Origin of the sequence: Plantactinospora sp. ZYX-F-223, from assembly GCF_039649625.1 — a bacterium.
Taxonomy (GTDB): domain Bacteria; phylum Actinomycetota; class Actinomycetes; order Mycobacteriales; family Micromonosporaceae; genus Plantactinospora.
This window is the reverse complement of the sequence record NZ_JBDJAV010000006.1, coordinates 152838-174224: the sequence shown is the minus strand read 5'-3', so window position 1 is coordinate 174224 and position 21387 is coordinate 152838. Positions and strand designations below refer to the sequence as shown.

Genomic DNA, 21387 nt, shown 5'->3' with positions numbered 1-21387 from the left:
CCGGTGCGGTCAGCGCGCCGACAGGCCCTGGACGAAGCCGCGCCAGGCCGCCGACCCGAACACCAGCGCCGGCCCCTGCGGGTCCTTGCTGTCCCGTACGCCGACCACCCCGGGCAGGTTGCGGGCCACCTCCACGCAATCACCGCCGTTGTTGCCGCTGCGGGTGCTCTTGCGCCAGACGGCGCCGGTCAGCTCCATGACGTCGCTACCTTCTTGATCAGCTCTAGTGACTGGTCCACCGGGAGCGCGTAACCCCGGATCTGCTCCCATCTTCCGACGAGGGTAGCAATCTCGTCGGCCCCGTCGACGATTCGCGCGGCGAGCTGGTTGTCCGCGTGACCCACCCGCCGGTTGTCCGGCAGGTCGGCCAGGATGAACGGCCCGCCGTAGCCGGGATACATGCCGACCCGGGTCGGCACCACCTGGAGCTGCACGTTCGGCAACTGCGCGCAGGCCACGATCCGGGCCAACTGCTCGGCCATCATCGGCCTGGCCTCTTCGGCGCCCCGCTCGATCACCGCCTGGTCCAGGACGGCGGTGATCAGCGGCGGGCGCTCGTTGGTGAGTATGGACTGCCGGTCCAGCCGGGCGGCGACGAGCTGGTCCACCTCGTCCGGGGTGAGTCGCTCGCCGGCCAGGGTGGCGCGGGCGTACGCCTCGGTCTGGAACAGTCCTGGGACGTACGCCGGTCCGAACCAGCGGAGGGCGATGGCGCGGCGCTCGATCTCCAGCCAGTCGCGGAACCAGGCCGGTGCCGTGCCGTCCCGGACCAGCTCCTCCCACATCTCGACCAGCAGCCCGCCCGCGCCGAGTTCGGCGTCGACCGCCCGCAGGTAGTCGGGCTTGAGCGGCTTGGTGCCGGTCTCCACCGCGCTCACGTGCGTGTCGGAGAAATGGACCCGTTCACCGAGTGCGGTCTGGGTCAGGCCGGCGGCCACCCGACGCCGTCGCAACTCGCGGAGCAGAAATTCCAGCGGCGACATTCCCATGATTCCCCCAGGATTCCCCGATCGGGAGGCGCGATTCCCCGCAGGTTGTCGAGCCCACCCCGATGACTCGATTTCGCTACCGAGGCTACGGCCTGGTCGTCCAGGGTGGAAGGAGAGCACACCCGGCCGGATCCGGAAAGCCGAGACAATCAAAGGACGGGCGGGTGTTGCCGACGGGGGCGGTGTCGGGGCGCTGGAAATATCACGACGCCGCCCCCGTTTCCCATTCGGCGACGGGAGACGAGATGAAACGAGCACACCGGATCAGTCCGCAACACCGACGGGACTGGCGTCGACTGTGGCGGTACTGCCGCTGCGGCTACCGCTGGCGCTGTCCCGACTCGGTCGACCTGGTGCCGGTGCCGTACGCGCCGACGGTGCCGCCGCTGGACCGCGCCGCGTACCCGGAAACCGACCTGGTGTCGGCGGTGCCGCCGGCCCGGGTCCGGGCCGGCAACCAGCGGCCGGTCGGCCGGAGGGCGGGCCGGAACGCCCGGCTGGCGGCCCCGCCGGCCGCCCGGTCACGACATGCCGGACGCGTGCCGGGCTGAGCCGGCCGTGCCCGGCATGGTGACGGCAGCGGTCGAACTCAGCCGCCTGGAAGGAGTACGGATCAGCTCACCATCCTCGGGGCGGGCCGACTCGTGATGTTGCGGCCGTACGCGAGATTCCGGGCGCACACCCACACCCGTCCGCTGTTCCGGTGCCGGGCCTGTGGGGCACCGTGGCCGTGCAGCCGGGCCCGACTGGTGCTGCTGGCCATGTACCGCGACAACCCGGGAGGGCTGCGCCATCATCTGACCAGCCGGCTGGTCGTCGCGCTGACCGACCAGCCGCGCGCCGACCCGGCGGCGCTGACCGCCCGATTCCTCGACTGGATCCCACCAGACTGACCACTCTCCACCTGAACCAACATCAACTCCGGCCAGGGCGGACCGGACGGGGAACTCGAAGGGTTCACCGGTGACGGCTCGCACGAACGACCCACCTGCCCCGGGTCCTGCCCGGGACAGGTGGGTCGGGTCGAGACGCCGGCGGGTCGCGATCGACACGGTTCGGACGAGCAGTCCGGAACCGGTGTCCGGCGCCTCGCGCGGCGGTCAGCTCGCGACGCAGCTCGGCGTCAGACCGGCGCCACTGCCGGTGCCCTGGAAGCCGAACTCCGTCGACTGCCCGGCGGCGATCCGTCCGTTGTAGCTCACGTTGGTGAACTGGACGGCGCCGCTGCTGCCGCTGCGCTGGGTGTTCCAGGCGTTGGTGATCGTGGTGCCGGACGGCAGGGTGGCGTTGACCGTCCAGCCGGTGGTGCCGGCGGAGCCGGCGGTGACCCGTACCGTCGCGACGAAGCCGCCGTTCCAGGAGTTCAGCGAGACCGTTGCGGTGCAGCCGGCCGGCGGGTTGGTCGGCGGGGTCGTGGGACCGCCGGTCGGCGGGGTGCTGGGCGTGGCCGTGGGGGTCGGGGTGCTGCCGCCGTCGGTAAGGCTGCCGGGCACCGCCAGCAGGACGTTGTACCAGGTGGTGGCCATCTTGCTGTAACCGGTCGCGTTGGGGTGCACGCCGTCGGCCAGGTCGGCGGTGGTCAGCGCGGCGTACATGTTGACCAGGTAGACCTGCCGGCCGGCGTTCGCCCGGGTCTGCACGATCTGCGGGATGGCCGCGTTGAAGCTGCGCACCTGGGCGTCGGTGCTCGCGGACCCGGCCGGGACGATGGTGGCGACGAACAGCTTCGCCTCCGGCGCGGTGGTGGTGATCCGGTCGATCAGCGCGGCCAGCCGGTTCGGGGCGTTGGGCAGGTCGCGGTTCTGGAAGATGTCGTTGGTGCCGATGTGCAGCAGGATGGTGCGCGGCTGGTAGGTGTTGAGCCAGTTGACGATGTTGGCGTCGATCTGGTCGATCCGCCAGCCGGAGTGGCCCTCGTGGTCACGGTCGCCGAGGCTCGCCGGGCCGTTGGCCTGGGAACCGACGAAGTCGACGGTGTAGCCGCCGGCCACCACCTTCTGCCAGAGGTCGATCCGATATCCGCCCGGCACGTTGAAGCCGTCGGTTATCGAGTCGCCGAGCGGCAGCACCCGGACCCCGGCCGCCGCCTCCACCCGGTTGCCGGTGTGCAGCAGGATCGCCACGGTCACCAGTACGGCTGCCAGCAGCACACCGGCACACCGGCGCAGGGTCGCCGACATGGGCACCCACCTCCAATGCATCCATCACCTTCGATCGATTCCATTGAATGTGCCGACGTGCGCGCCTGACGGTCGGGCGCACGCCGCAGCGGCGAACGCGCCGTCAGGTGCGCCGAACGGGCGAGCGGCGGGTCACGGCCGCTGGCGTCAGCCGAGCCGGAAGTCGACCACCCGGATCGGGGACGGCGTGGTGCCGCTGGAGGCGCGCTGGTAGAGGATCGACAGCACGCCGTCGCTCTCCACCCGGGTCCGGTCCACGATCACCTCACCGAAGGCGTTCAGCCCGGCGCCGTCGAAGCGTACGGTCCAGTCGGTGTAGCCGCTGGCCCGGCTGGCGGTGACGATCCGGCCGTACGGCAGCACGACGTAGGCGTTGTCGGCAGCGTCGAGCACGATCTGGGAACGGCCGGTCGCGTTCAGCGGCACCGGGATCTCCGTCTTGCGCCAGGCCCCGGACGAGTTGCGGAACAGGTGGAAGGCCCGGCCGTTGGCCCGGCGTGCCGAGGCGTACGAGGTGACGCACGAGGTGAACCGGCCGGGTACGTAGCTGATGATCACGTGCGGGTTGCCGGTCGAGTCGACGTCCTGGCTCTCCTGGTTGATCAGCCCGTAGTTCGGCGGCAGCGGGTCGACCACCAGCCCCGGACTGGAGATCGACACCAGGCTGCCCGAGTTTGTGGTGCCGACCGCCGTTCCGGCGTTGTTGCGCCAGGTCCGTCCCTGGTCGTCGCTGTAGACGTACCCGGTGTCGTGGTTGGTCAGGCCGCCGCTGTTGCAGGTGACCGCGGAGTTGCCCTCCCGCCAGGTGAACGCGGCGTGCAGCCGGCCACCCGGACCGTAGGTCAGTCCGTGCAGGTACATGTTCCGGGTGGTGCTGGTGGCGCCGTTCGCGCTGTACGAGCCGGTCGCCGACTGCCAGCGGCCGAGCCGGCGCCAGGTGGAGCCGTCGTACTCGGCGAGTTCGTTGGTGCCGTTGCCGGAGCGCCCGGTCCGGTAGCTGAACTGGAGCCGGTTGCCGGGCGCGAGGCGGAACTGCGGGTACGTCATCGCGCCCAGCCCGACCCCGTCCAGGCTGCGCTGCACGCTGCCGAACCGGCTGGCCAGCCAGCTCCGCGAGCCCGGCGCGGAGACCAGCCCGGCCTCGGACTTGACGTAGTGGATCTCGCTGTCGTGGGTGTCCATCGCGACGTGCAGCCGGCCGTCGCCCGGGGATATGCCGAGCGCGATGGAGTTGTGCGAGTCGTTGGTGGTCAACCGGTGCGGCAACTGGAGGGTCTGCCACGCCCCGGACGGCAGTTGCCGGCGGGCGAGGACGGCGTTGCGGGTCGAGGTGTACCAGGCCGCGTACTGGTAGCCGGCGTGGCTGACGATGCCGTCGCCGTACGAGTTGTTGTTGACCAGCCCGTCGTAGGAGACGAAGTAGAGCGCGCTCGGGTCGAGCTGGGTGTCGCCGAGCCGGGTCACGCCCGGGGCCGCCGCGACCGCCGGGCCCGGCGGGACCGCCGCCGCGACGGCGACCCCGAGGACGAGTGACACCGCCAGGGCGGCCCGACGGGACGACGGGACGGGCATGGCTTCTCCTCGCGCCGGGCGCCACCGGGCGCTCTCAGATGAATGGATTCAACTTACATCTACATCCATCAATCTGAAAGCTGTCGGTCCCGCCCACCCGGCACGAGGGTGGCCGGGGTCAGCGGCGGCCGGCCGAGGTCTCCTCCCGGACCACGAACCGGATCGACCGGGCCTCGGTGATGCAGGCGCGCAGCGGCGCGGCCAGCTCACGGTGCCCGGGGCTGCGCTCCCACGCCTCGAAGTGGGCCAGCGACTCCCACTCGCTGGTGATCAGCCACTGCTCGGAATCGCTCGACGCCTCGCAGACCTGGTCCACCAGATGCCCCGGCACCCCTTCGGCGACCTGGTAACGGATCTGCTCGTACGCCTTCAGGAAGTCCTCGGTGCGCTCGCGCGGCACCCGGATCAGGAACAGCACCCTGGCCTTCGACATCCCGGTCCTCCTCTGCAAGCTCCCCGGCCTACGCCGGGCCGCGCCGGACCACCACGGCGCTGTTGAAACCGTCGAATCCGCGCGCCCCGACCAGCGCCACGTCCACCCGCCGGGGTCCGGACTCCCGAACGAAGTCCAGCTCGCAACCGGGCGCCGGACGGTCCAGCCCGGCGGTCGGCGGCAGCACCCCGTGCCGGATGCCGAGCAGCGCGGTCGCCACGTCCAGCGCCGACCCGCCCTGGTGCGCCCGACCGGTCAGCGGCTTCTGCGTGGTCACCGGCGGCGGCCGCGTCCCGAACACCGCCCGCAGCGCCTCGGCCTCGCTGCGGTCGTAGCGGAGCACGCCGAGCGCGTCCGGGAAGACGACGTCGACCTCGGCCGGCGCCACCCCGGCCCGGTCGAGGGCGAGCCGGATCGCCCGGGCGTACTGCACCGGGTCTCCGGCGGCGAGCCGGTCGGTGTGCCGGGCGTCGTGGCTGGCACCCCAGCCGGCCACCTCGGCATAGCCGTGCACCCCCCGGGCCCGGGCGTGCGCCAGGTCCTCCACCACGAAGACCGCCCCGCCCTCCCCCGGTACGTAGCCGCTGGCCGCCACGTCGAACGGCCGGTACGCCAACGCCGGCTCCGGGCAGGTGCTCAGCAGTCCGCTGCGCATCTGGCAGGTCAGCGCGTACGGGCTCAGCGGGCACTCGGTGCCGCCGGCCAGCACCACCGGGGTACCGCGCCGGACCAGCCGTACCGCGTGCGCCAGGCTGTCCAACCCACCGGCCGACTCGGCGGCGAGCACCCCGCACGGGCCCTTGAACTGGTGCCGGATCGAGAGCTGACCGACGCTCGCCGCGTAGAACCAGGCGATCGACTGGTACGCCCCGACGGTCCGGGCCGGGCCGCGCCAGAGCCGTTGCAGTTCCCGCTGCCCGAAGAGGTTGCCGCCGGAGGAACTGGCCAGGGTCACCCCGTACCCGTAGGGATCGTCGGCCGTCTCCGGCAGTCCGGCGTCGGCGAGCGCGAGCCGGGCCGCCGCGAACCCGAGGTGCGTCCACCGGTCGGTCTGCACCAACTGCCGGTTGTCGGCGTAGTGCAGCGCGTCGAAGTCGGCCACCTCACCGGCCAGCCGGCTGGGATAGCGCTCCGGGTCGAAGAGGGTGATCGGCCGGATCCGGTTCTGCCCGGCCAGCACACACTTCCAGTGCGCGTCCGCGCCGATCCCGCTCGGCGCCACCACGCCGATCCCGGTGATCACCGCCCGCCGTACCCCGTCCCCGCCCGCCCGACCGGTCACCGGTCCGGCCCGTCGAAGCGGGTGAAGACCATCGCCGACTGGAATCCGCCGAAGCCGCTACCGACGGAGAGCGCCACCCGCACCGGCAGCTCCCGGGCGGTGTTCGGCGTGTAGTCCAGGTCGCACTCGGCGTCCCGGTTGGCCCAGTTCGCGGTCGGCGGCACCACGCCGTGCTCGATCGCCAGCGCGCAGGCCGCCATCTCGATCGCACCGATCGCCCCGAGCGAGTGCCCGACCATCGACTTGATCGAGCTGATCGGCACCCGGTACGCCGCCGCGCCCAGCGCCCGCTTGAAGGCGGCCGTCTCGTGCCGGTCGTTCTGCCGGGTGCCCGAGCCGTGCGCGCTGACGTACGACACGTCCGTCGGATCACACCGGGCCTGCGCCATCGCGTCGTCGATGGCCAGCGCCATCTCCACACCGTCCGGACGCAGCCCGGTCATGTGGTAGCCGTTGCTCCGGTTGGCGTATCCGGCGGCCTCGCAGTAGACCCGCGCCCCGCGCCGCCGGGCGTGCTCCGCCTCCTCCAGGACCAGCACGGCGGCGCCCTCGGCGAGTACGAACCCGTGCCGGTCCCGGTCGAACGGCCGCGAGGCGTGCGCCGGATCGTCGTTGTCCGGCGTGGTCGCCTTGATCGCGTCGAACGAGGCGACGGTGACCGGCGAGATCGGACTGTCCGAGGCGCCGGCCAGCACCACGTCCGCCTCGTCGTCGGAGATGAGCTGCTGGCCGTAGCCGATCGCGTCGATGCCGGAGGTGCAGCCGGTGGAGACCACCTGGGCCGGACCGTGCGTACCGTGCCGGCAGGCGACGTCGGCGGCGAGACTGCTCGGCATCAGGGCCTGGTAGAGGAACGGGCCGGCCCGGTTCGGATCCACCAGCCAGTCCGCACCGGAGTCGCTGACCTGCACGTACTCCCGCTCCAGCAGCATGGTGCCGCCCACCGCCGAGCCGAGCACCACTCCGGTGCGCTCCCGCAGCGCGTCGGTCAGCTCCAGCCCACTGTCCGCCAGCGCCTCGATCGAGGCCGCCAGTGCGAACTGGACGTACCGGTCGGCGCGCTGTCGCTCGGCGACGCCGAGCCCGGCGCGGACCGGGTCGAAGTCGCACTCGGCGGCCACCTGGGAGCGGAACGGTGACGGGTCGAAGAAGCTGATCCGGCGGGTCGCCGTGCGCCCGGCGGTGATGGCCGCCCAGAACTCGTCCCGGGTCGCCCCGCCCGGCGCGACCACTCCGATCCCGGTCACCACGCTGCGGCGCCGGGTCACGGCCCGGTCTCCGGCCCGGCGGCCACCGCGCCCGCCGCCGCCCGGCCCGCACCGTCGGGCCGCGCCACCCGCTCCACGCCAGCTCTCCGCGCCATCCGGTCGGCACCGTCCGGCCGTGCCGCCAGGACACCGGCCCCGGGCCGACCGGCCGCCGGGTCGGTGGCAGACGGTTCGGCGGCGGACGGTTCGGTGTCGACGTGCCCGAGTTCCGGGCGCGGAGCCAGCGGACCGAGCTGGAAGACCACCTCGGCGGGTTCGTCGGCCACGTTGCGCAGCCGATGCCGGACGTTCACCGCCACGTACAGCGCCTCCCCGGTGCCGACCGGCACCGGCTCGTCGTCCAGGTCCACCACGATCGCACCCCGGGCGACGTAGAGGAACTCCTCGCTGTACGGGTGGTAGTGCTCGGCGATCCGCTCGCCGGGGGCGAGGTTCGCCACCCCCAGGAAACCCGACGCGCTGCCCACGGTGCGGGGGCCGAGCAGTACCCGGATCTCGCCACCTCGGCGGCGGTCCGGAGCGATGTCGCGGGCGGCCACCAACCGGCGGCCCGGCTCACTCATCGCCGGCCCCGGCGGTCGACGCGGCCGGTGCCGGCGCGGTCGCCTCCAGCTCGGCGGCGATCCGCTCGATCCTGTCCCGGATGATGTCCAACTGGACCCGGCTGTTCGCGTTGATCCGGTCGGTCATCTGGGCGGTGGTCACCGGCGCCGTCGGGCGCATCTCGAAATCCTGGGTCCAGGTCATCCGGGTGCCGCCCGGCACCTCGGCGTAGCGCCAGTGGATCCGCATGTACTCGAACGGTCCGGTCTCCACCCGGTGGGCGTGCACCTCCCGGCGCACCGGATCGGCGGTACGCTCGCTGACCCAGCTCCAGGTGACCCCGTTCTCGTCGGGATACATGGTCAACCGGAACCGTACGGTGCCGCCGCGCTGCTCGATGATCTCCACCGACTGGTACTCGGTGAACAGCCCGGTCCAGCCCGCGACGTCGTTGGTCAGCTCCCACACGAGTGGCAACGGGGCCGCGATCAGCACGTCGTTCTCGGTGTGGCCCGGCCGGCCGGCCCCGGGCGCGGGAGCCGCTGCCGGCTGGTACTGGTGGGCCACCACCTCGGCCACCTCCACGATGCTGAGCCGCCCGGCCTCCTCGGGAAGCTGGACCCGGTAGCGGTCCGCCACCACCGCCTGCAATTCGAGCAGCGCCAGCGAGTCCATGCCGAGTTCCTCCAGCGAGGCGTTCGGCGCGGCGGCCGCGGCGGCGCCGTCCAGCCCGCAGTGCCGGACCAGGATCGCGCTGATCTCCGCCGCCGTCACCGGCGCCGGAACCGGCTCCCGCTGGGTCGGCCCGGTCCACGTCGGTTCCTCGTGCCTCACACTCATCTGCTCCTCCTCGGATGGTTGGCGGTCGTGGGTAGGGCGCTCCGCGCGACGGCAGGGGCAGCGGGAACGGCAGCGGCAGCGGGAACGGCAGCGGCGGCGGAGGCTTCGGGAACGGCGGAACCGGCCCGGACCGGGTCGGGCGGCGGTTCGGCGCCGCCGAGCAGCCGGTCGACCAGTCCGGTCGAGTACCTCCCCTTGCGGAAGCCCGCGTCGTCGAGCACCCGGCGCAGGAACGGGATGGTGGTGCGTACGCCGGGCCCCTCGACGTCGAACTCGTGCAACGCCCGTTCCATCCGGCCGAGCGCCAGATCCCGCTCGGGCGCCCAGACCACCACCTTGGCGAGCAGCGAGTCGTAGTACGGCCCCACCAGGTAGCCGGGGTAGCCGTGCGTGTCCACCCGGGTGAACGGCCCGCTCGGCGGGACGAACCTGCTCAACCGGCCGGGGGTTGGCGCAAACCCCCGGTCGGGGTCCTCGACGTTGACCCGGCACTCCACCGCGACACCGGAGATCCGGACGTCCTCCTGGCGAAGCCGCAGCGGCACCCCGGCCGCGATGTGCAACTGCTCGTGCACCAGGTCGACCCCGCTGATCATCTCGGTGACCGGATGTTCGACCTGGATCCTGCAGTTGACCTCGATGAACGAGAACCGCTCGGCCTCGTCGACCAGGAACTCGAAGGTCCCGGCCCCGGTGTACCCGGCGCGCAACGCGCCGGCCAGCGCGGACCCGGCGAGCGCGTCGAGGGTATTGGCCGACAGCGCGGGCGCCGGGCCCTCCTCGACCAGCTTCTGGTGCCGCCGCTGCACCGAGCAGTCCCGGGTGCCCAGGTGTACGCCGTTGCCGTATCCGTCGCAGAGCACCTGCACCTCGACGTGCCGCGCCTGGACGAGGTACCGCTCAAGGTAGACCCGGTCGTCGCCGAAGACCGCCTGCGCGGCGATCCTGGTCCGCTCGTACGCCGGGCCGAACTCGTCGGCCGACCAGACCACCGTCATCCCGCGTCCACCGCCTCCGGCGGCGCACTTGATGATCACGGGATAGCCGATCTCGTCGGCGACGTCGCGCGCCCTCGCCGCCGTCTCGACGGTCGCCAGGCTGCCCGGTGGCAGCGGCAGCCCGGCCTCCCGCATCAGCGCCCGGGCTCGCGCCTTGTCGCCGAGTGCGAGCATCACCTCCGGCGACGGTCCGATGAAGACGAGCCCGTTGTCGGCGCAGATCTCGGCGAAGTCGGCGTCCTCGGAGAGGAACCCGTAACCCGGGTGCACGGCCTGTGCCCCGGTCCGGCGGGCCGCCTCGACGATGGCGGCGGCGTTGCGGTAGCTCTGCCGGGCTTCCGGCGGCCCGATGCAGACCGCCTCGTCGGCCAGTCGGACGACGGCCGAGTCCCGGTCCGCGACCGAGTACACCGCCACGGTACGTACGCCCAGCTCACGGCAGGCTCGGGCCACCCGGAGCGCGATCTCGCCACGATTGGCGATCAGAATCTTCTCGAACACCGCCGCACCGTCCTGGAAGTCACGCGGGTAGCAGGGCGATCAGTGGCTGCCCGAACTCGACCGGCTCGCCGTCCCGGACGAGCACCTCGGCGACCCGGCCGGCCTGGTCGGCGACCACCTCGTTCATCAGCTTCATCGCCTCGACGATGCAGACCACCTGACCGGGCTCCACCTTGTCCCCAACCTCGACGAACGGAGCGCCGCCGGGTTCGGCGGCCCGGTAGCAGGTGCCGACCATCGGCGCGACGACGGTCCGGCGGCTGTCACCGTCGGCGATCCCATCGACGCCGGTGGGCGACGCGGTACGGGTGGCGGCGTCCGCAGGTGCGTGGCCGGGTGCGTCGGCCGGTCCCGGCGAACCGGGTACGCCGGACCACTCGATCTCCAGCACGGTGTCGCCGCTGCGCAGGTGGATCCGGCGTACCGGTCCGGCCGTCTCGGCCAGCAGCCGGCCCGCCTGCCGGCGCAGCTCGGCGAGTTCCGTGCCCCGGTCGGCCGGCACGGCCGGTTCCGCCCGCCGGTCGGCCGGCACGGGCGGTTCCGTGCCCCGGTCGGACTGCCCGGTGGCGTCGCCCCGATCCCGCGCGCCGTCCGGGGCGTCCGGGCGTACCGGGCGGCTGTCCGGGACGTCCGGCCCTGGCACGCGTCCGTCGCCGGCGGCCCGCTCTCCCGCTGCCGGTCGCGCCGGTCCGCCCGGGCCCGGCTGTTCGGGGATCGCCGCGGCGGTCACGCCGGACCCGCTTCCGACGGCAGCACGCTGGCCGCCGCACCGTACTGGCGGAAACGCCGACGACGACGCCGGACCAACTCCCCGGCGGGCACGTCGAGCAGCGGCGCCAGGTTCTCCAGCAGCGCCCGGCGGAGCAGTCGGGCCGCGGCGGCGGGATCCCGGTGTGCACCCCCGGACGGCTCGCCGACGATCTCGTCGGCGACCCCGAGCCGCAGCAGATCGGGTGCGGTCAGCCGGAGCGCGTCGGCGGCCTGCGGCACGGCGGCCCGGTCGTGCCAGAGGATCGCGGCACAGCCCTCCGGGCTGATCACCGAGTAGACCGCGTTGCGCAGCATCAGTACCCGATCCGCCACGGCCAACGCGAGCGCCCCGCCGCTGCCGCCCTCGCCGATGATGACCGCGACGACCGGGATCGGCAGCCCGGTCATCGCGAGAATGCTCTCGGCGATCGCGGCGGCCTGGCCCTGCTGCTCGGCTTCCACCCCCGGGTAGGCGCCCGGCGTGTCGATCAGCGTCACCACCGGCAGTCCCAGGCGGGCGGCGAGTCGCATCACCCGCATCGCCTTGCGGTAGCCGGCCGGGCTGGCCATCCCGAAGTTGCGGGCCCGCAGCTCCCTCGGCTGGTGTCCCTTCTGGTGCCCGACCACGGCGACGTACCGGTCGCCGAGCCGGGCCAGCCCGGCGACGATCGCCGCGCAGTCGACGCCGAGCCGGTCACCGTGCAGCTCGACGAACCCGTCGAAGGCGGTGGCCAGGTAGTCCAGCGTGGTCGGCCGGCCGGTGTGCCGGGCGGACCGGACGATCCGCCAGGCGTCGGTCCAGTCGTCCGGGCCGGTGTCCCCGCGCCACGCCCGGGCGGCCGGGCCGGCCGCGGCGCCCGCCAGGCCGTTCGGCGGCGGCGCTCCGGTCGCACGGTCCGGCGTCGGCGCCGTCCGGGCCGGACGGCCCGGGGCCGGCGCGGCGGCGGCGAGCAGCCAGCGCAGCCTGGCCCGCAGCGCCCGCCGCTCCACCACCATGTCGACCTGGCCGTGCCGGAGCAGGAAGTCGGTGGTCTGGAAGTCGGCCGGCAGCGTCTGCCGGATGGTCTCCCGGATCACCCGGGGACCGGCGAAGCCGAGCCGGGAACCGGTCTCGGCGAGCACGATGTCGGTGCAGGTCGCGAAGGACGCGGCCACTCCGCCGTAGGTGGGATCGGTGACCAGGCTGACGGTCAGCAGCCCCGCCTCGCGCAGCGCGGCGATCGCCTGGCTGATGGTGGCCATCTGCATCAGCGCCAGCACGCCCTCCTGCATCCGGGCGCCACCGGACGCGGTGACCAGCAACAGCGGCAGGCGGTTGGTCAGGGCGTGCTCGGCGGCCCGGGTGATCAGCTCCCCGGTGACCGAGCCGAGACTGCCGCCGAGGAACCGGAAGTCCATCACGGCCAGCACCAGGCCGTACCCGCCGAGCGTCGCGGTACCGCAGAGCACCGCCTCGGCCAGGCCGGTCTCCGCCCGGGCGGCGGCGAGGCGCTGCGGGTACGGCATCGAGTCGACGAACCCGATCGGGTCGACCTGGGTCGCCGGACCGGGCAACTGCCGGAACGTGTCCTGGTCGACGAGCTGGGCTATCCGCTCGGGCGCGTCCAGCCGGCGGTGGTCACCACACTCCGGGCAGACGTCGAGGTTGCGCCGCAGCCGCTTGCGGTAGAGCAGCGCCGGGCAGGAGCGGCAGCGGGTCCACGGCTGCTGGTCGAGGCCGGCGTACCCGCTCCGGCGCGGGATGGTGCCGGTCGGCGTGTCCCCGGTCATCGCCGTACCCCCAGGTGGGTCGGGGCGTCCCAGCGGTAGAAGCAGCGCGCCATGGCGTCCGCCGGCACCCGCCAGTTCGCCAGGTACGGCGTGACGTGCGGGGCCAGCCGCTCGCTGACCCGGACGAACTCGGGGTGTCGGCGGGCGTTCTCCACGGCGGCGGAACCCGGACTCTCCGTCTCGATCAGGTGCACGTACAGGTCGTGCAGCCGGTAGAGCGAGCGGTGCCGTACGCCCACCAGTCGGGGCAGCTCGGTCCGGTCCGACTCGGCGAAGATCTGCGCGACCTGTCCTTCGGCGGCCGGCACGACCTTCGCGACGATCAGTGAGCGATCCATGACGCAGCCTCCCTGGGCGATTCCCGCGATCCGGATGGGTGACTCCGGCACCCGGCCGCGACAAGAGCCTCTCCCCCGGCTTCTCCCCCGACTGCGACCTCGTCCGAACGACTGGTGACCACCCTGCCCACCGGGTGTCAACGGAATGTCACCCGATCGCGTACGACTGCTCCCCGACACGGTGACGCTCTGGTGACGGCGGTCGGGCACAATGCCCCACCCTGCCGGGACGGAACGGCCCGGACGGGCGCTGCGGCGACCCGAGTGCGACCGCTTATGCCCAGCTCAGAGCCGTTGTGCAGGGACCGAACGGCTAGGTCGGATTGCCGACCGGCGGATTGACCGAGCGTAACGGCGATTGATAACGTTCGTCACGCTTTGCGGTGTCGGTGCCTGAACGGGCACGGCGCCCCCCGAGCGGCATCGGCATACCGGAGAGCTGGGCGGGGCGGTCCGGGCAGGGCGGACTTCGGGACACGGGTTCCGGGTGCAGGAGGGTGGGCCGTGACTCCTGACGAGAGCGAGCCGCGCGACGGGGCACGCCGGGCACCGGCCCACCCGTCACCGCGCCAGTTCGGCCGGACGATCCACCTGTTCCTGCTGGACGGCTTCAACCTGCTGCACGACGGGACTCCGGTGGTCGTACCCCGTGGACTGCAACGGATCATCGCGCTGGTCGGGTTGCGGCCGGGCGCGACCCGGGCACACCTGGCCGGCCTGCTGTGGCCGGACACTCCGGAGGAGCGGGCGATGTCCTCCCTGCGTACCGCGCTGTGGCGGCTTCGTCAGGAGGGCAGTTGCCCGGTGCTCACCACCGGCGACACGGTCCGGCTCGATCCGGCGGTACGGCTGGACATCGACGACCTCGTCCGGGCCGCCGAGCGGGTACGCGACGGCGGTGACCCCCGCTGGGCGGCGAAGCTCCGTAGCGCGGGGCGGCACGACCTGCTCCCCGGCTGGTACGACGAGTGGGTGCTGCTGGAGCGGGAGCGGCTGCGCCAGCTCCGCCTGCACATGCTGGAGGACATCGCCCGGGGTCACCTGCACGCCGGGCAGCACGGCGAGGCGTTGCAGGCCGCTCTCGAGGCGGTCCGCGCCGAACCGCTGCGCGAGACGCCGCACCGCCTGATCGTCGAGATCCACCTCGACGAGGGCAACGCCTACGAGGCGCTCCAGGCCTTCTACGTCTACCGTGACCTGCTGCTCCGCGAACTTCAGCTAGAGCCGTCCGAGGCGATGTCCGCCCTGCTCAGTGACCTGCTCGCACCCATCGCCCGGCCGAGGGGGGCCCGCCTGTCGGGTGCCCGGCCGTCGCCGGGGCGCGCGGCGGCGTACCCCGACCGGTCGGCACTGCCGGCGATGCCGGTGCGGCGCTGATCCCCAGCCCCGCCGTCCCCCGCACGGCGGCCGGTCTCTCCGGCGCGCCGGCGCGGCGCGCCATCCTGGCGCGGCGGCGTCACCGCAGCGTCACAGAGGACGGCGACGGTGACGGCGGTCGGTGACGGTCGGGTGACGTCACCGCCGGCATGGTGATCGGGCCCGATCAGACGGCCGGCGGGTTGTCCGGGCCGCACCGGGCCCGGGTCCGGGCCAGCCAGCTAAGGAGTCCAATGAATCGCGTACTGATCGTGGGCAGGATCGTCCCGGGCACCGAGGAGGAGATCGCGAAGATCCTCGCGGAGTCCGACAACACCGACCTGCACACCGTCACCGGTGTGCGGCACCGCTCGCTCTACCACCTCGACGATCTCTGCCTGCACCTGATGGAGACCGACGACTCCGCGCCGGCCCGGTTGGAGCAGGCGAACCGGCATCCGCTCTTCGTCAGCGTGCAACAGCGGCTGGGTGCGTACATCTCGCCGTACTCGCCGAACTGGCGGTCGCCGCGCGACGCGATGGCGCGGTGCTTCTACCGCTGGGACGGCCCGGACGCGACGGCCGCGGAAGGGACCTGATGCGCACCAGCCCGATACATGTGATCGTCATCGGTGCCGGTACCGGAGGCATGTGCCTGGCGCACGGCCTCCGGCGGGCCGGCATCAGCGTCGCCGTCTACGAGCGGTACCGCGACCGTGGCGACGGCCTGCTCGGCTACCGGGTCGGGATCAATCCGACCGGCTGCCGTGCGCTGCGCGAGTGCCTGCCGGCGGAACTGTTCACGACGTTCCTCGCCACCTGTGCCCAGGCGCCCCGGTACTTCAACGTGCTGACCGAGCAACTGCACCGTACGGCCTCCTTCGCGCTGCGCCCCGAGGCCGACCCGACCAGCATCGACCAGTCGGTCTCCCGGATGACGCTGCGCCAGGTGCTGCTGACCGGCATGGACGACGTGGTGCACTTCGGCAAGACGTTCACGCACTACGCGCAGCACGACGACGGCCGGGTCACCGCGTACTTCGCCGACGGCACCTCGGCCACCGGGGACCTGCTGGTCGCCGCCGACGGCACGCACTCCGCGGTACGCCGGCAGTACCTGCCACACGCCGAGGTCAGGGACGCCGGGAGCATCAACATCGCCAGCAAGATCCCGCTGACCGAGCAGACCCGGAGCCTGCTCACCGAGGAGATGCACCGGGGCATCTCACTGATCTTCGGTGCCGGCGGCGTGATGGGCGTACTGCACGTCATGGAGTTCAAGTGGGACCAGCGCGGCTCGGTCAAGCCCGGGGTCGGGGTCACCGACGCCCGGCTGATCGGGCAGTGGCCCGGGCTGCTCTTCGACAACACCCGGGACTGCATCAACCTGATCATCTGGAGCGCCGCCGACCGCTTTCCGCCCGACGTGCTGGAGTTGCGCGGCGAGCGCCTCGCCGAGGTCGCCCGGGACCTGACCCGGAACTGGCATCCGAACCTGCGTGAGCTGCTGCGACAGAGCGACACCGGCAGCGTCATCCCGATCAGGGTCGCCACCTCGGTACCGGTCGAGCCCTGGCCGAGCAGCAACGTGACCCTGCTGGGCGACGCGATCCACACCATGACGCCGGGGCGGGGGGTGGGCGCCAACACCGCGTTGCGGGACGCCGCGCTGCTGCACCGGCAACTGGTCGCGGCGGCGGCCGGCGCCAAGCCGCTGCTCGGGAGCATCGCGGACTACGAGACGGAGATGATCCGGTACGGCTTCGCCCGGGTCGCCGACTCGCTGCGGACCAACGGCACCAACGGCGACGACCCGATCTACAAGCCGGTCATCGGCCGGTTCGCGATGCTTGCCGCGCGCGGGTATTTCAGCGTGACCAGCCGACTTCCACCGCTGCGCCGCCGGTTCGTCGACGAGCTGTACAACTACCGGGGCGCGGAGACCTGACCGGCCGTCCGACTGGAGCAGAGATAACGCTTGACATCGGCAAAGGATTTGTTGAAATAGGCATATGACGTCCCCTCTGGCCCCGCAGGCGAGCGCGGTGCGCGACTTCAACCGCTTCTACACCCGGATCATCGGCGTGCTCGACGAGGGAATGGTCCGCACGCCGTTCTCGCTCACCGACGGCAGGGTGATCTACGAGCTGGCCCAGCGCCCGGCGACCGAGGTGCCGGCACTCCGCCGCGAACTGGCGCTGGACCCCGGCTACCTGAGCCGCATCCTGTCCCGGTTCGCCGCCGACGGACTGGTGGAGCGCAGCCAGTCACCGGTCGACGCCCGCCGGCAGGTGATCACGCTGACCGAGGCCGGGCGGGCCGCGTACGACCTGTTGAACGAGCGGACCCAGACCGAGATCGAGAGCCTGCTGACCCGGTTGTCGGGGACGGACCGGGAACGGCTGGTCGAGGCGATGCGCACGATCCGTAGCCTGCTCGGCGAGGCGGTGCCACCCCGGGCGTACCTGCTGCGGCCGGTCGGCCCCGGCGACCTCGGCTGGGTGGTGCACCGGCACGGCGTCCGGTACGCCGAGGAGTACGGCTGGGACATCACCTTCGAGGCCCTGGTCGCCCGGATCGTCGCCGAGTACGTCGACGGGCGCGACCCCCGCCGCGAGCAGGCCTGGATCGCCGAGCTGGACGGCGCGCCGGTGGGCTGCGTCTTCTGCGTCCGCCGGGACGACGCGGTGGCCCAGTTGCGCCTGCTGCTGGTCGAGCCGGAGGCCCGCGGGCTGGGCATCGGCAGCCGGCTGGTCGACGAGTGCCTGCGTTTCGCCCGCCGGGCCGGTTACCGCGAGATCATGCTCTGGACCAACGACGTACTCGCCGACGCCCGGCGGATCTACGAGAAGGCCGGCTTCGAGCTGCGCGAACAGGCTCCGCACCACAGCTTCGGCCACGACCTGGTGGAGCAGACCTGGTGGCGACAGCTCTGAACGGTCGACCGGCGCACCGGCCGGTCGCCGCCGGCAGCGGGGCGGCGCCGAGCGGTACGACCACGCTCCCCTGCCCGGCGGGTCAGGGCAGCGCGGGAGTGCTGGCCCGGACGACCACCTCGGCACGGATGCGGCGCAGCCGGGGCCGTGCGGTCCGGGGCTGCATGACGAGTTCCAGGGCCGCGGCGCCGACCTCCTCCAGCGGCAGCCGCACCGTGGTGAGCGACGGCGTGACGTCCCGGAGCGTGACGATGTCGTCGAAGCCGGCCACCGCCATCCCGCCGGGCAGCGGCACCCCGTGGTCGCGAAGCGCCGAGATGGCGCCGACCGCCATCACGTCGTTGACCGCGAAGACGCAACCGGCCCGGAGATCGCGGGCGAGCAGCTCCCGCATGGTGGCGTAACCGCCGTCCCGGGTGAACTCGCCGTACGCCACCTGGGTCCTCGGCAGCGTGACACCGCTGTCGGCGAGTCCGGCCTGGAACCCGGCGAGCCGGTCCCGGGCGGTGAGCAGGTGCCGCGGTCCGGCGAGCACGGCGAACCGCCGGTGCCCCAGCTCGACCAGCCGCCGGGCGAGCAGTCTGGCCCCCTCCCGGTTCTCCAACAGTACGGTGTCGATCGGCAGGACGTGCTGGCTGATCAGCGCGACCCGGGCGCCCGCCTCCTCCAGGATCCGCAACTGGACGCCGAGCCGGTCCCGCAGCGCCCGGTCGGCGGTTCGGCTGCCGGCCAGGATGACAGCGCGGGGCCGCTGGCCGCGCAGGGTCGCCAGGTAGTCGAGTTCCCGCTCGGTCCGCCCGGTGGTGCTGTACATCATCACGATGCTGCCGTGCCGCTCGGCGGCGCGCATCACGCCGGCCGCGATGGACGAGAAGAACGGGTCCGCGATGTCGTGGACCAGCAGCCCGACCACGTTCGTGCGGCCCCGGGCCATCGCCTGGGCGGGTGCGTTGGCGGAATAGTCCAGCGCGGCGGCGGCGGCGAGCACCCGGTCCATCAGGTCCGCCCGCACCTGTCGGGTGCCGCTGCCGTTGAGCACCCGCGACGCGGTCGCCACCGACACCCCGGCCTTGTGGGCCACATCCATCAGCGTGACGGTTCCGGACGATCGCTTGGTCATGGTGGCGGCCCCGAAGAGGTGGTCGGTGTGGCGTCCGGGCCGGCGACCCCGCCCGGCATCCGCACCCTACCGCCGGGCCGGCGCGATCCGGTCCACAGTGGCGTCGCGGCGCCCGTACTCCTTCCTCCGGCCGCCCCTCCCCCGGCGTGGGGGACCGGTTCCCTCCGGCGCGGGAGGACGCCGTGCGCCGCCTGCCGCACAGTCGAGGCATGATCGCGACATCGAGGATCGGACGGCGGGGCAGGGCGCTGGTCGCACTGGGCTTCGCCCTCGGGTACGGGCTGCTCCGGCTCTCCTGGGCGGCCGGTGGCCGGTGGGGTTACACCGCGTGCGACCGTACCCGCTCACCGGAGCCGGCGGAACTCGCCGACGGATGCGGAGCGGAGCGGCTGGCGACGTTGCCGTTCCGGGGCTGGCCGGGCGCCGGGTACCGCCCGCGCTGGCCTTCGTGCCGGCCGGGGTGACGGCGGTGGCGCTGATCGCGTACGGGCTGATCGGCATCGGGATGCTGGCCGGGGCGCTGGCCACCGGGGCCACCACCTGGGCGGAGCTACGCGCCGGCTGGGCGGAGGCCGGGACCGAGCTGGTCTTCCTCGCCTGGGGCGTCACGCTGGCGGTGGCGGCCACCGGCTACCACCGCACCACCCGGCCGGTGACGGCCGGACACCGTACGCCCGTCGTCGCCGCCTGCGCGGGTCGGACCGGCCGGCACCGGAGACCGAGCGGCGGCCGAAAGTCTTTCAGGCCGAGCTGGATCTTGACGTTGCAGAGGGAAGGCGGTTAGCTCGGGAAAGCGGTTACCGCACGCCACCGAAAGGCACCGTCGCTTCCATGACCTCCGCGTCCAACACCACCGGCCGGCTCACCGTCACGCACGAGCACGGCCGTCAGATCGTCGTCAACGCGGACGGCGTGGACATCGCGACCTATGTGTACGACCCCCCGGTGCCGGCCTTCGAATCACGCAAGCCCTACCTGCACCCGCTGCGCACCCTCGACGGAGCCCTGGTCTCGGCGTACCGGCCGAACGACCACCGGTGGCACAAGGGGCTCCAGATGACCATCTCGCACCTGTCCGGGCAGAACTTCTGGGGCGGCAACTCGTACGTGCACGGCGAGGGCTACCGCGCGCGGGACAACGTCGGCCGGATGCGGCACGACGCCTTCGACCTGGTCGACGTCAGCCCGACCGAGCTGACCCTGCGGGAGTCGCTGACCTGGATCACCTCGACCGACGAAGACTGGGTCGCGGAGCGGCGGGAACTGCGGATCCACGGGGTGGACCCCGGGCGCGGCACCTGGACGCTCGACTTCCGTACCGAACTGCGCAACATCCGGGGCGCGGAGCTGCGGGTCGGCAGCCCGACCACGCACGGCCGGCCGAACGCCGGCTACACGGGGTTCTTCTGGCGGGGGCCGCGCGGCTGGACCGGTGGCGAGATCATCACCGCCGACGGCGGCGGCCCGGAGACCATGGGGCGGCAGTCCCCGTGGCTGGCGTACACCGCCGAGCACGACGAGGTCGACGGCGGTGGCACCGTACTCGTCTTCGCCGGCACCTCCAGCGCGGCCGTACCGCTGAAGTGGTTCGTCCGCAACACCCCGTTCCCGGCCGTCAACCCCTCGCCCGCCTTCGACGAGGAGGTGGTCCTCGCCCCCGACGAGACCCTCCGGCTCAACCACCGGGTGGTCTTCGCCGACCGGGCCTGGCAGCGGGCGGAGATCGAGGCGTTCGCCGCGGAGCACGCCCCGTGACCGCCGACGACGGCACACCGCCGCCCTTCCCCGGCGCCGTCGGCATCACCAACCTGCGGGTCTATCCCTGGCAGACCGACGACGGCCTGCACGGCGGCACGCCGCACGTGCACCTGTGCTGCACCGAGTGCTACGTCGTGGTGGGCGGCCGGGGTCGGCTACAGACCCTGACCCGGCGGGGCTTCGAGGAATCGCCGCTGACCCCGGGCGACGTGCTCTGGTTCACCCCGGGCACCATCCACCGGGCGGTCAACGACGACGGCGCGCTCCAGGTCGTCGTGATCATGCAGAACAGTGGGCTGCCGGAGGCCGGCGACGCGGTCCTCACCCTGCCACCGGAACAGCTCGCCGATGTGCCGACGTACCGGCGGGCGGTCTCGCTGACCGGGCCGGACGGATCCGACCCGCCCTCGGCCGAACGGGCCCGGGCCCGGCGCGACCTCGCCATCGAGGGGTTCGCCGAACTCCGCCGCCGGTGCGCGGCCGGCGACACCGCCGCGCTCGACGACTTCTACGCGGCCGCCGCCGCCCTGGTACGCCCGCAGCTCGACGGCTGGCAGGAGCGCTGGGAGCAGGGACCGGCGGCGGTGAGCCGGCAGACCGGAGCGCAGCTCGACGCGCTGCGGCGCGGCGACCACAGCCACCTCGCCGACGCCACCGTCACCCGGATCGTCCCACCCGAACAGACGACGCTGGGCATGTGCGGCTTCCTCTCCCCGTACGACCCGCTGCGCGCCCGTCGCGACTGAGCACCCT

General features: G+C 72.8%; 23 protein-coding genes and 1 pseudogene. 10 read left to right on the top strand and 14 right to left on the bottom strand.

What is annotated here, in order from left to right; translation table 11 throughout:
• Positions 1–9: 9 nt before the first annotated feature.
• Together AAH979_RS08515 and AAH979_RS08510 are read right to left on the bottom strand one after the other, a co-directional pair.
• The gene (locus AAH979_RS08515; protein ID WP_346257501.1) at positions 10–198 is read right to left on the bottom strand and encodes a DUF397 domain-containing protein; all 189 of its coding nucleotides are present in this window, start codon (positions 196–198) and stop codon (positions 10–12) included.
• Positions 189–983, bottom strand: a complete 795-nt coding sequence (locus AAH979_RS08510) for a helix-turn-helix transcriptional regulator (protein WP_346257500.1) — start codon at positions 981–983, stop codon at positions 189–191. Before AAH979_RS08510 ends, AAH979_RS08515 begins: the two co-directional genes overlap by 10 nt.
• A 251-nt stretch (positions 984–1234) precedes the next feature.
• Here AAH979_RS08510 and AAH979_RS08505 point away from each other — a divergent pair, with 251 nt between their 5' ends.
• Both AAH979_RS08505 and AAH979_RS08500 read left to right on the top strand, forming a co-directional pair.
• On the top strand, positions 1235–1540 hold the full coding sequence (locus AAH979_RS08505; protein ID WP_346257499.1) for a hypothetical protein: 306 nt from the start codon (positions 1235–1237) through the stop codon (positions 1538–1540).
• Positions 1541–1636: 96 nt separating this feature from the next.
• On the top strand, positions 1637–1882 hold the full coding sequence (locus AAH979_RS08500; protein ID WP_346257498.1) for a hypothetical protein: 246 nt from the start codon (positions 1637–1639) through the stop codon (positions 1880–1882).
• Positions 1883–2089: 207 nt separating this feature from the next.
• Here the strand turns inward: AAH979_RS08500 and AAH979_RS08495 are convergent, their stop codons facing one another.
• From AAH979_RS08495 to AAH979_RS08445, 11 genes and pseudogenes are all read right to left on the bottom strand, one after another.
• Complete coding sequence (locus AAH979_RS08495) at positions 2090–3169, bottom strand: GDSL-type esterase/lipase family protein (RefSeq protein WP_346257497.1); 1080 nt, start codon at positions 3167–3169, stop codon at positions 2090–2092.
• Between the two features lie 147 nt (positions 3170–3316).
• Positions 3317–4741 (bottom strand): BNR repeat-containing protein, encoded by a 1425-nt coding sequence (locus AAH979_RS08490; protein WP_346257496.1) that lies wholly within the window; start codon positions 4739–4741, stop codon positions 3317–3319.
• Positions 4742–4859: 118 nt separating this feature from the next.
• Positions 4860–5174: an antibiotic biosynthesis monooxygenase family protein gene (locus tag AAH979_RS08485; protein ID WP_318396411.1), complete on the bottom strand. Its 315-nt coding sequence runs from the start codon at positions 5172–5174 to the stop codon at positions 4860–4862.
• A gap of 28 nt (positions 5175–5202) precedes the next feature.
• The gene (locus tag AAH979_RS08480; protein ID WP_346257495.1) at positions 5203–6456 is read right to left on the bottom strand and encodes a beta-ketoacyl synthase N-terminal-like domain-containing protein; all 1254 of its coding nucleotides are present in this window, start codon (positions 6454–6456) and stop codon (positions 5203–5205) included.
• Entirely contained in the window at positions 6453–7724 is a 1272-nt protein-coding gene (locus AAH979_RS08475) for a beta-ketoacyl-[acyl-carrier-protein] synthase family protein (protein WP_346257494.1), read from the bottom strand. The genes AAH979_RS08480 and AAH979_RS08475 overlap by 4 nt, the downstream gene beginning before the upstream one ends.
• 185 nt (positions 7725–7909) lie before the next feature.
• Positions 7910–8287, bottom strand: a pseudogene (locus AAH979_RS08470) (cupin domain-containing protein); the annotation flags it as partial.
• Positions 8280–9107: an SRPBCC family protein gene (locus AAH979_RS08465; RefSeq protein ID WP_346257493.1), complete on the bottom strand. Its 828-nt coding sequence runs from the start codon at positions 9105–9107 to the stop codon at positions 8280–8282. The gene AAH979_RS08465 and the pseudogene AAH979_RS08470, both read right to left, overlap by 8 nt.
• Positions 9104–10606: an acetyl-CoA carboxylase biotin carboxylase subunit gene (locus AAH979_RS08460; RefSeq protein WP_346257492.1), complete on the bottom strand. Its 1503-nt coding sequence runs from the start codon at positions 10604–10606 to the stop codon at positions 9104–9106. The genes AAH979_RS08465 and AAH979_RS08460 overlap by 4 nt, the downstream gene beginning before the upstream one ends.
• Before the next feature lie 19 nt (positions 10607–10625).
• Entirely contained in the window at positions 10626–11249 is a 624-nt protein-coding gene (accB, locus tag AAH979_RS08455) for an acetyl-CoA carboxylase biotin carboxyl carrier protein (RefSeq protein ID WP_346257491.1), read from the bottom strand.
• An 83-nt stretch (positions 11250–11332) separates the two neighbouring features.
• Complete coding sequence (locus tag AAH979_RS08450) at positions 11333–13126, bottom strand: acetyl-CoA carboxylase carboxyltransferase subunit alpha (RefSeq protein WP_346257490.1); 1794 nt, start codon at positions 13124–13126, stop codon at positions 11333–11335.
• Positions 13123–13464 (bottom strand): TcmI family type II polyketide cyclase, encoded by a 342-nt coding sequence (locus AAH979_RS08445; protein WP_346257489.1) that lies wholly within the window; start codon positions 13462–13464, stop codon positions 13123–13125. The genes AAH979_RS08450 and AAH979_RS08445 overlap by 4 nt, the downstream gene beginning before the upstream one ends.
• A 585-nt stretch (positions 13465–14049) precedes the next feature.
• Between AAH979_RS08445 and AAH979_RS08440 the strand changes: the two genes are divergently transcribed.
• From AAH979_RS08440 to AAH979_RS08425, 4 genes are all read left to right on the top strand, one after another.
• Positions 14050–14841: a BTAD domain-containing putative transcriptional regulator gene (locus AAH979_RS08440; RefSeq protein ID WP_346257598.1), complete on the top strand. Its 792-nt coding sequence runs from the start codon at positions 14050–14052 to the stop codon at positions 14839–14841.
• Between the two features lie 233 nt (positions 14842–15074).
• Positions 15075–15419: a TcmI family type II polyketide cyclase gene (locus tag AAH979_RS08435; protein WP_346257488.1), complete on the top strand. Its 345-nt coding sequence runs from the start codon at positions 15075–15077 to the stop codon at positions 15417–15419.
• Positions 15419–16768: an NAD(P)/FAD-dependent oxidoreductase gene (locus tag AAH979_RS08430; RefSeq protein ID WP_346257487.1), complete on the top strand. Its 1350-nt coding sequence runs from the start codon at positions 15419–15421 to the stop codon at positions 16766–16768. Before AAH979_RS08435 ends, AAH979_RS08430 begins: the two co-directional genes overlap by 1 nt.
• 64 nt (positions 16769–16832) lie before the next feature.
• On the top strand, positions 16833–17756 hold the full coding sequence (locus tag AAH979_RS08425) for a bifunctional helix-turn-helix transcriptional regulator/GNAT family N-acetyltransferase (RefSeq protein WP_346257486.1): 924 nt from the start codon (positions 16833–16835) through the stop codon (positions 17754–17756).
• Between the two features lie 82 nt (positions 17757–17838).
• On the opposite strand, the gene AAH979_RS08420 is transcribed toward AAH979_RS08425, so the two are convergent.
• A complete protein-coding gene (locus AAH979_RS08420) occupies positions 17839–18843 on the bottom strand; it encodes a LacI family DNA-binding transcriptional regulator (protein WP_346257485.1) in 1005 nt (334 codons plus the stop codon).
• Positions 18844–19085: 242 nt separating this feature from the next.
• Here AAH979_RS08420 and AAH979_RS08415 point away from each other — a divergent pair, with 242 nt between their 5' ends.
• From AAH979_RS08415 to AAH979_RS08400, 4 genes are read left to right on the top strand one after another with little or no spacing between them, the layout of a single operon-like run.
• Complete coding sequence (locus AAH979_RS08415) at positions 19086–19340, top strand: hypothetical protein (protein WP_346257484.1); 255 nt, start codon at positions 19086–19088, stop codon at positions 19338–19340.
• Between the two features lie 5 nt (positions 19341–19345).
• Positions 19346–19660, top strand: coding sequence for a hypothetical protein (locus tag AAH979_RS08410; protein WP_346257483.1), 315 nt, complete (start codon positions 19346–19348; stop codon positions 19658–19660).
• A gap of 47 nt (positions 19661–19707) precedes the next feature.
• Entirely contained in the window at positions 19708–20631 is a 924-nt protein-coding gene (locus AAH979_RS08405; RefSeq protein ID WP_346257482.1) for a PmoA family protein, read from the top strand.
• Positions 20628–21380, top strand: a complete 753-nt coding sequence (locus AAH979_RS08400; RefSeq protein WP_346257481.1) for a cupin domain-containing protein — start codon at positions 20628–20630, stop codon at positions 21378–21380. The genes AAH979_RS08405 and AAH979_RS08400 overlap by 4 nt, the downstream gene beginning before the upstream one ends.
• The last annotated feature ends 7 nt before the right edge of the window (positions 21381–21387 follow it).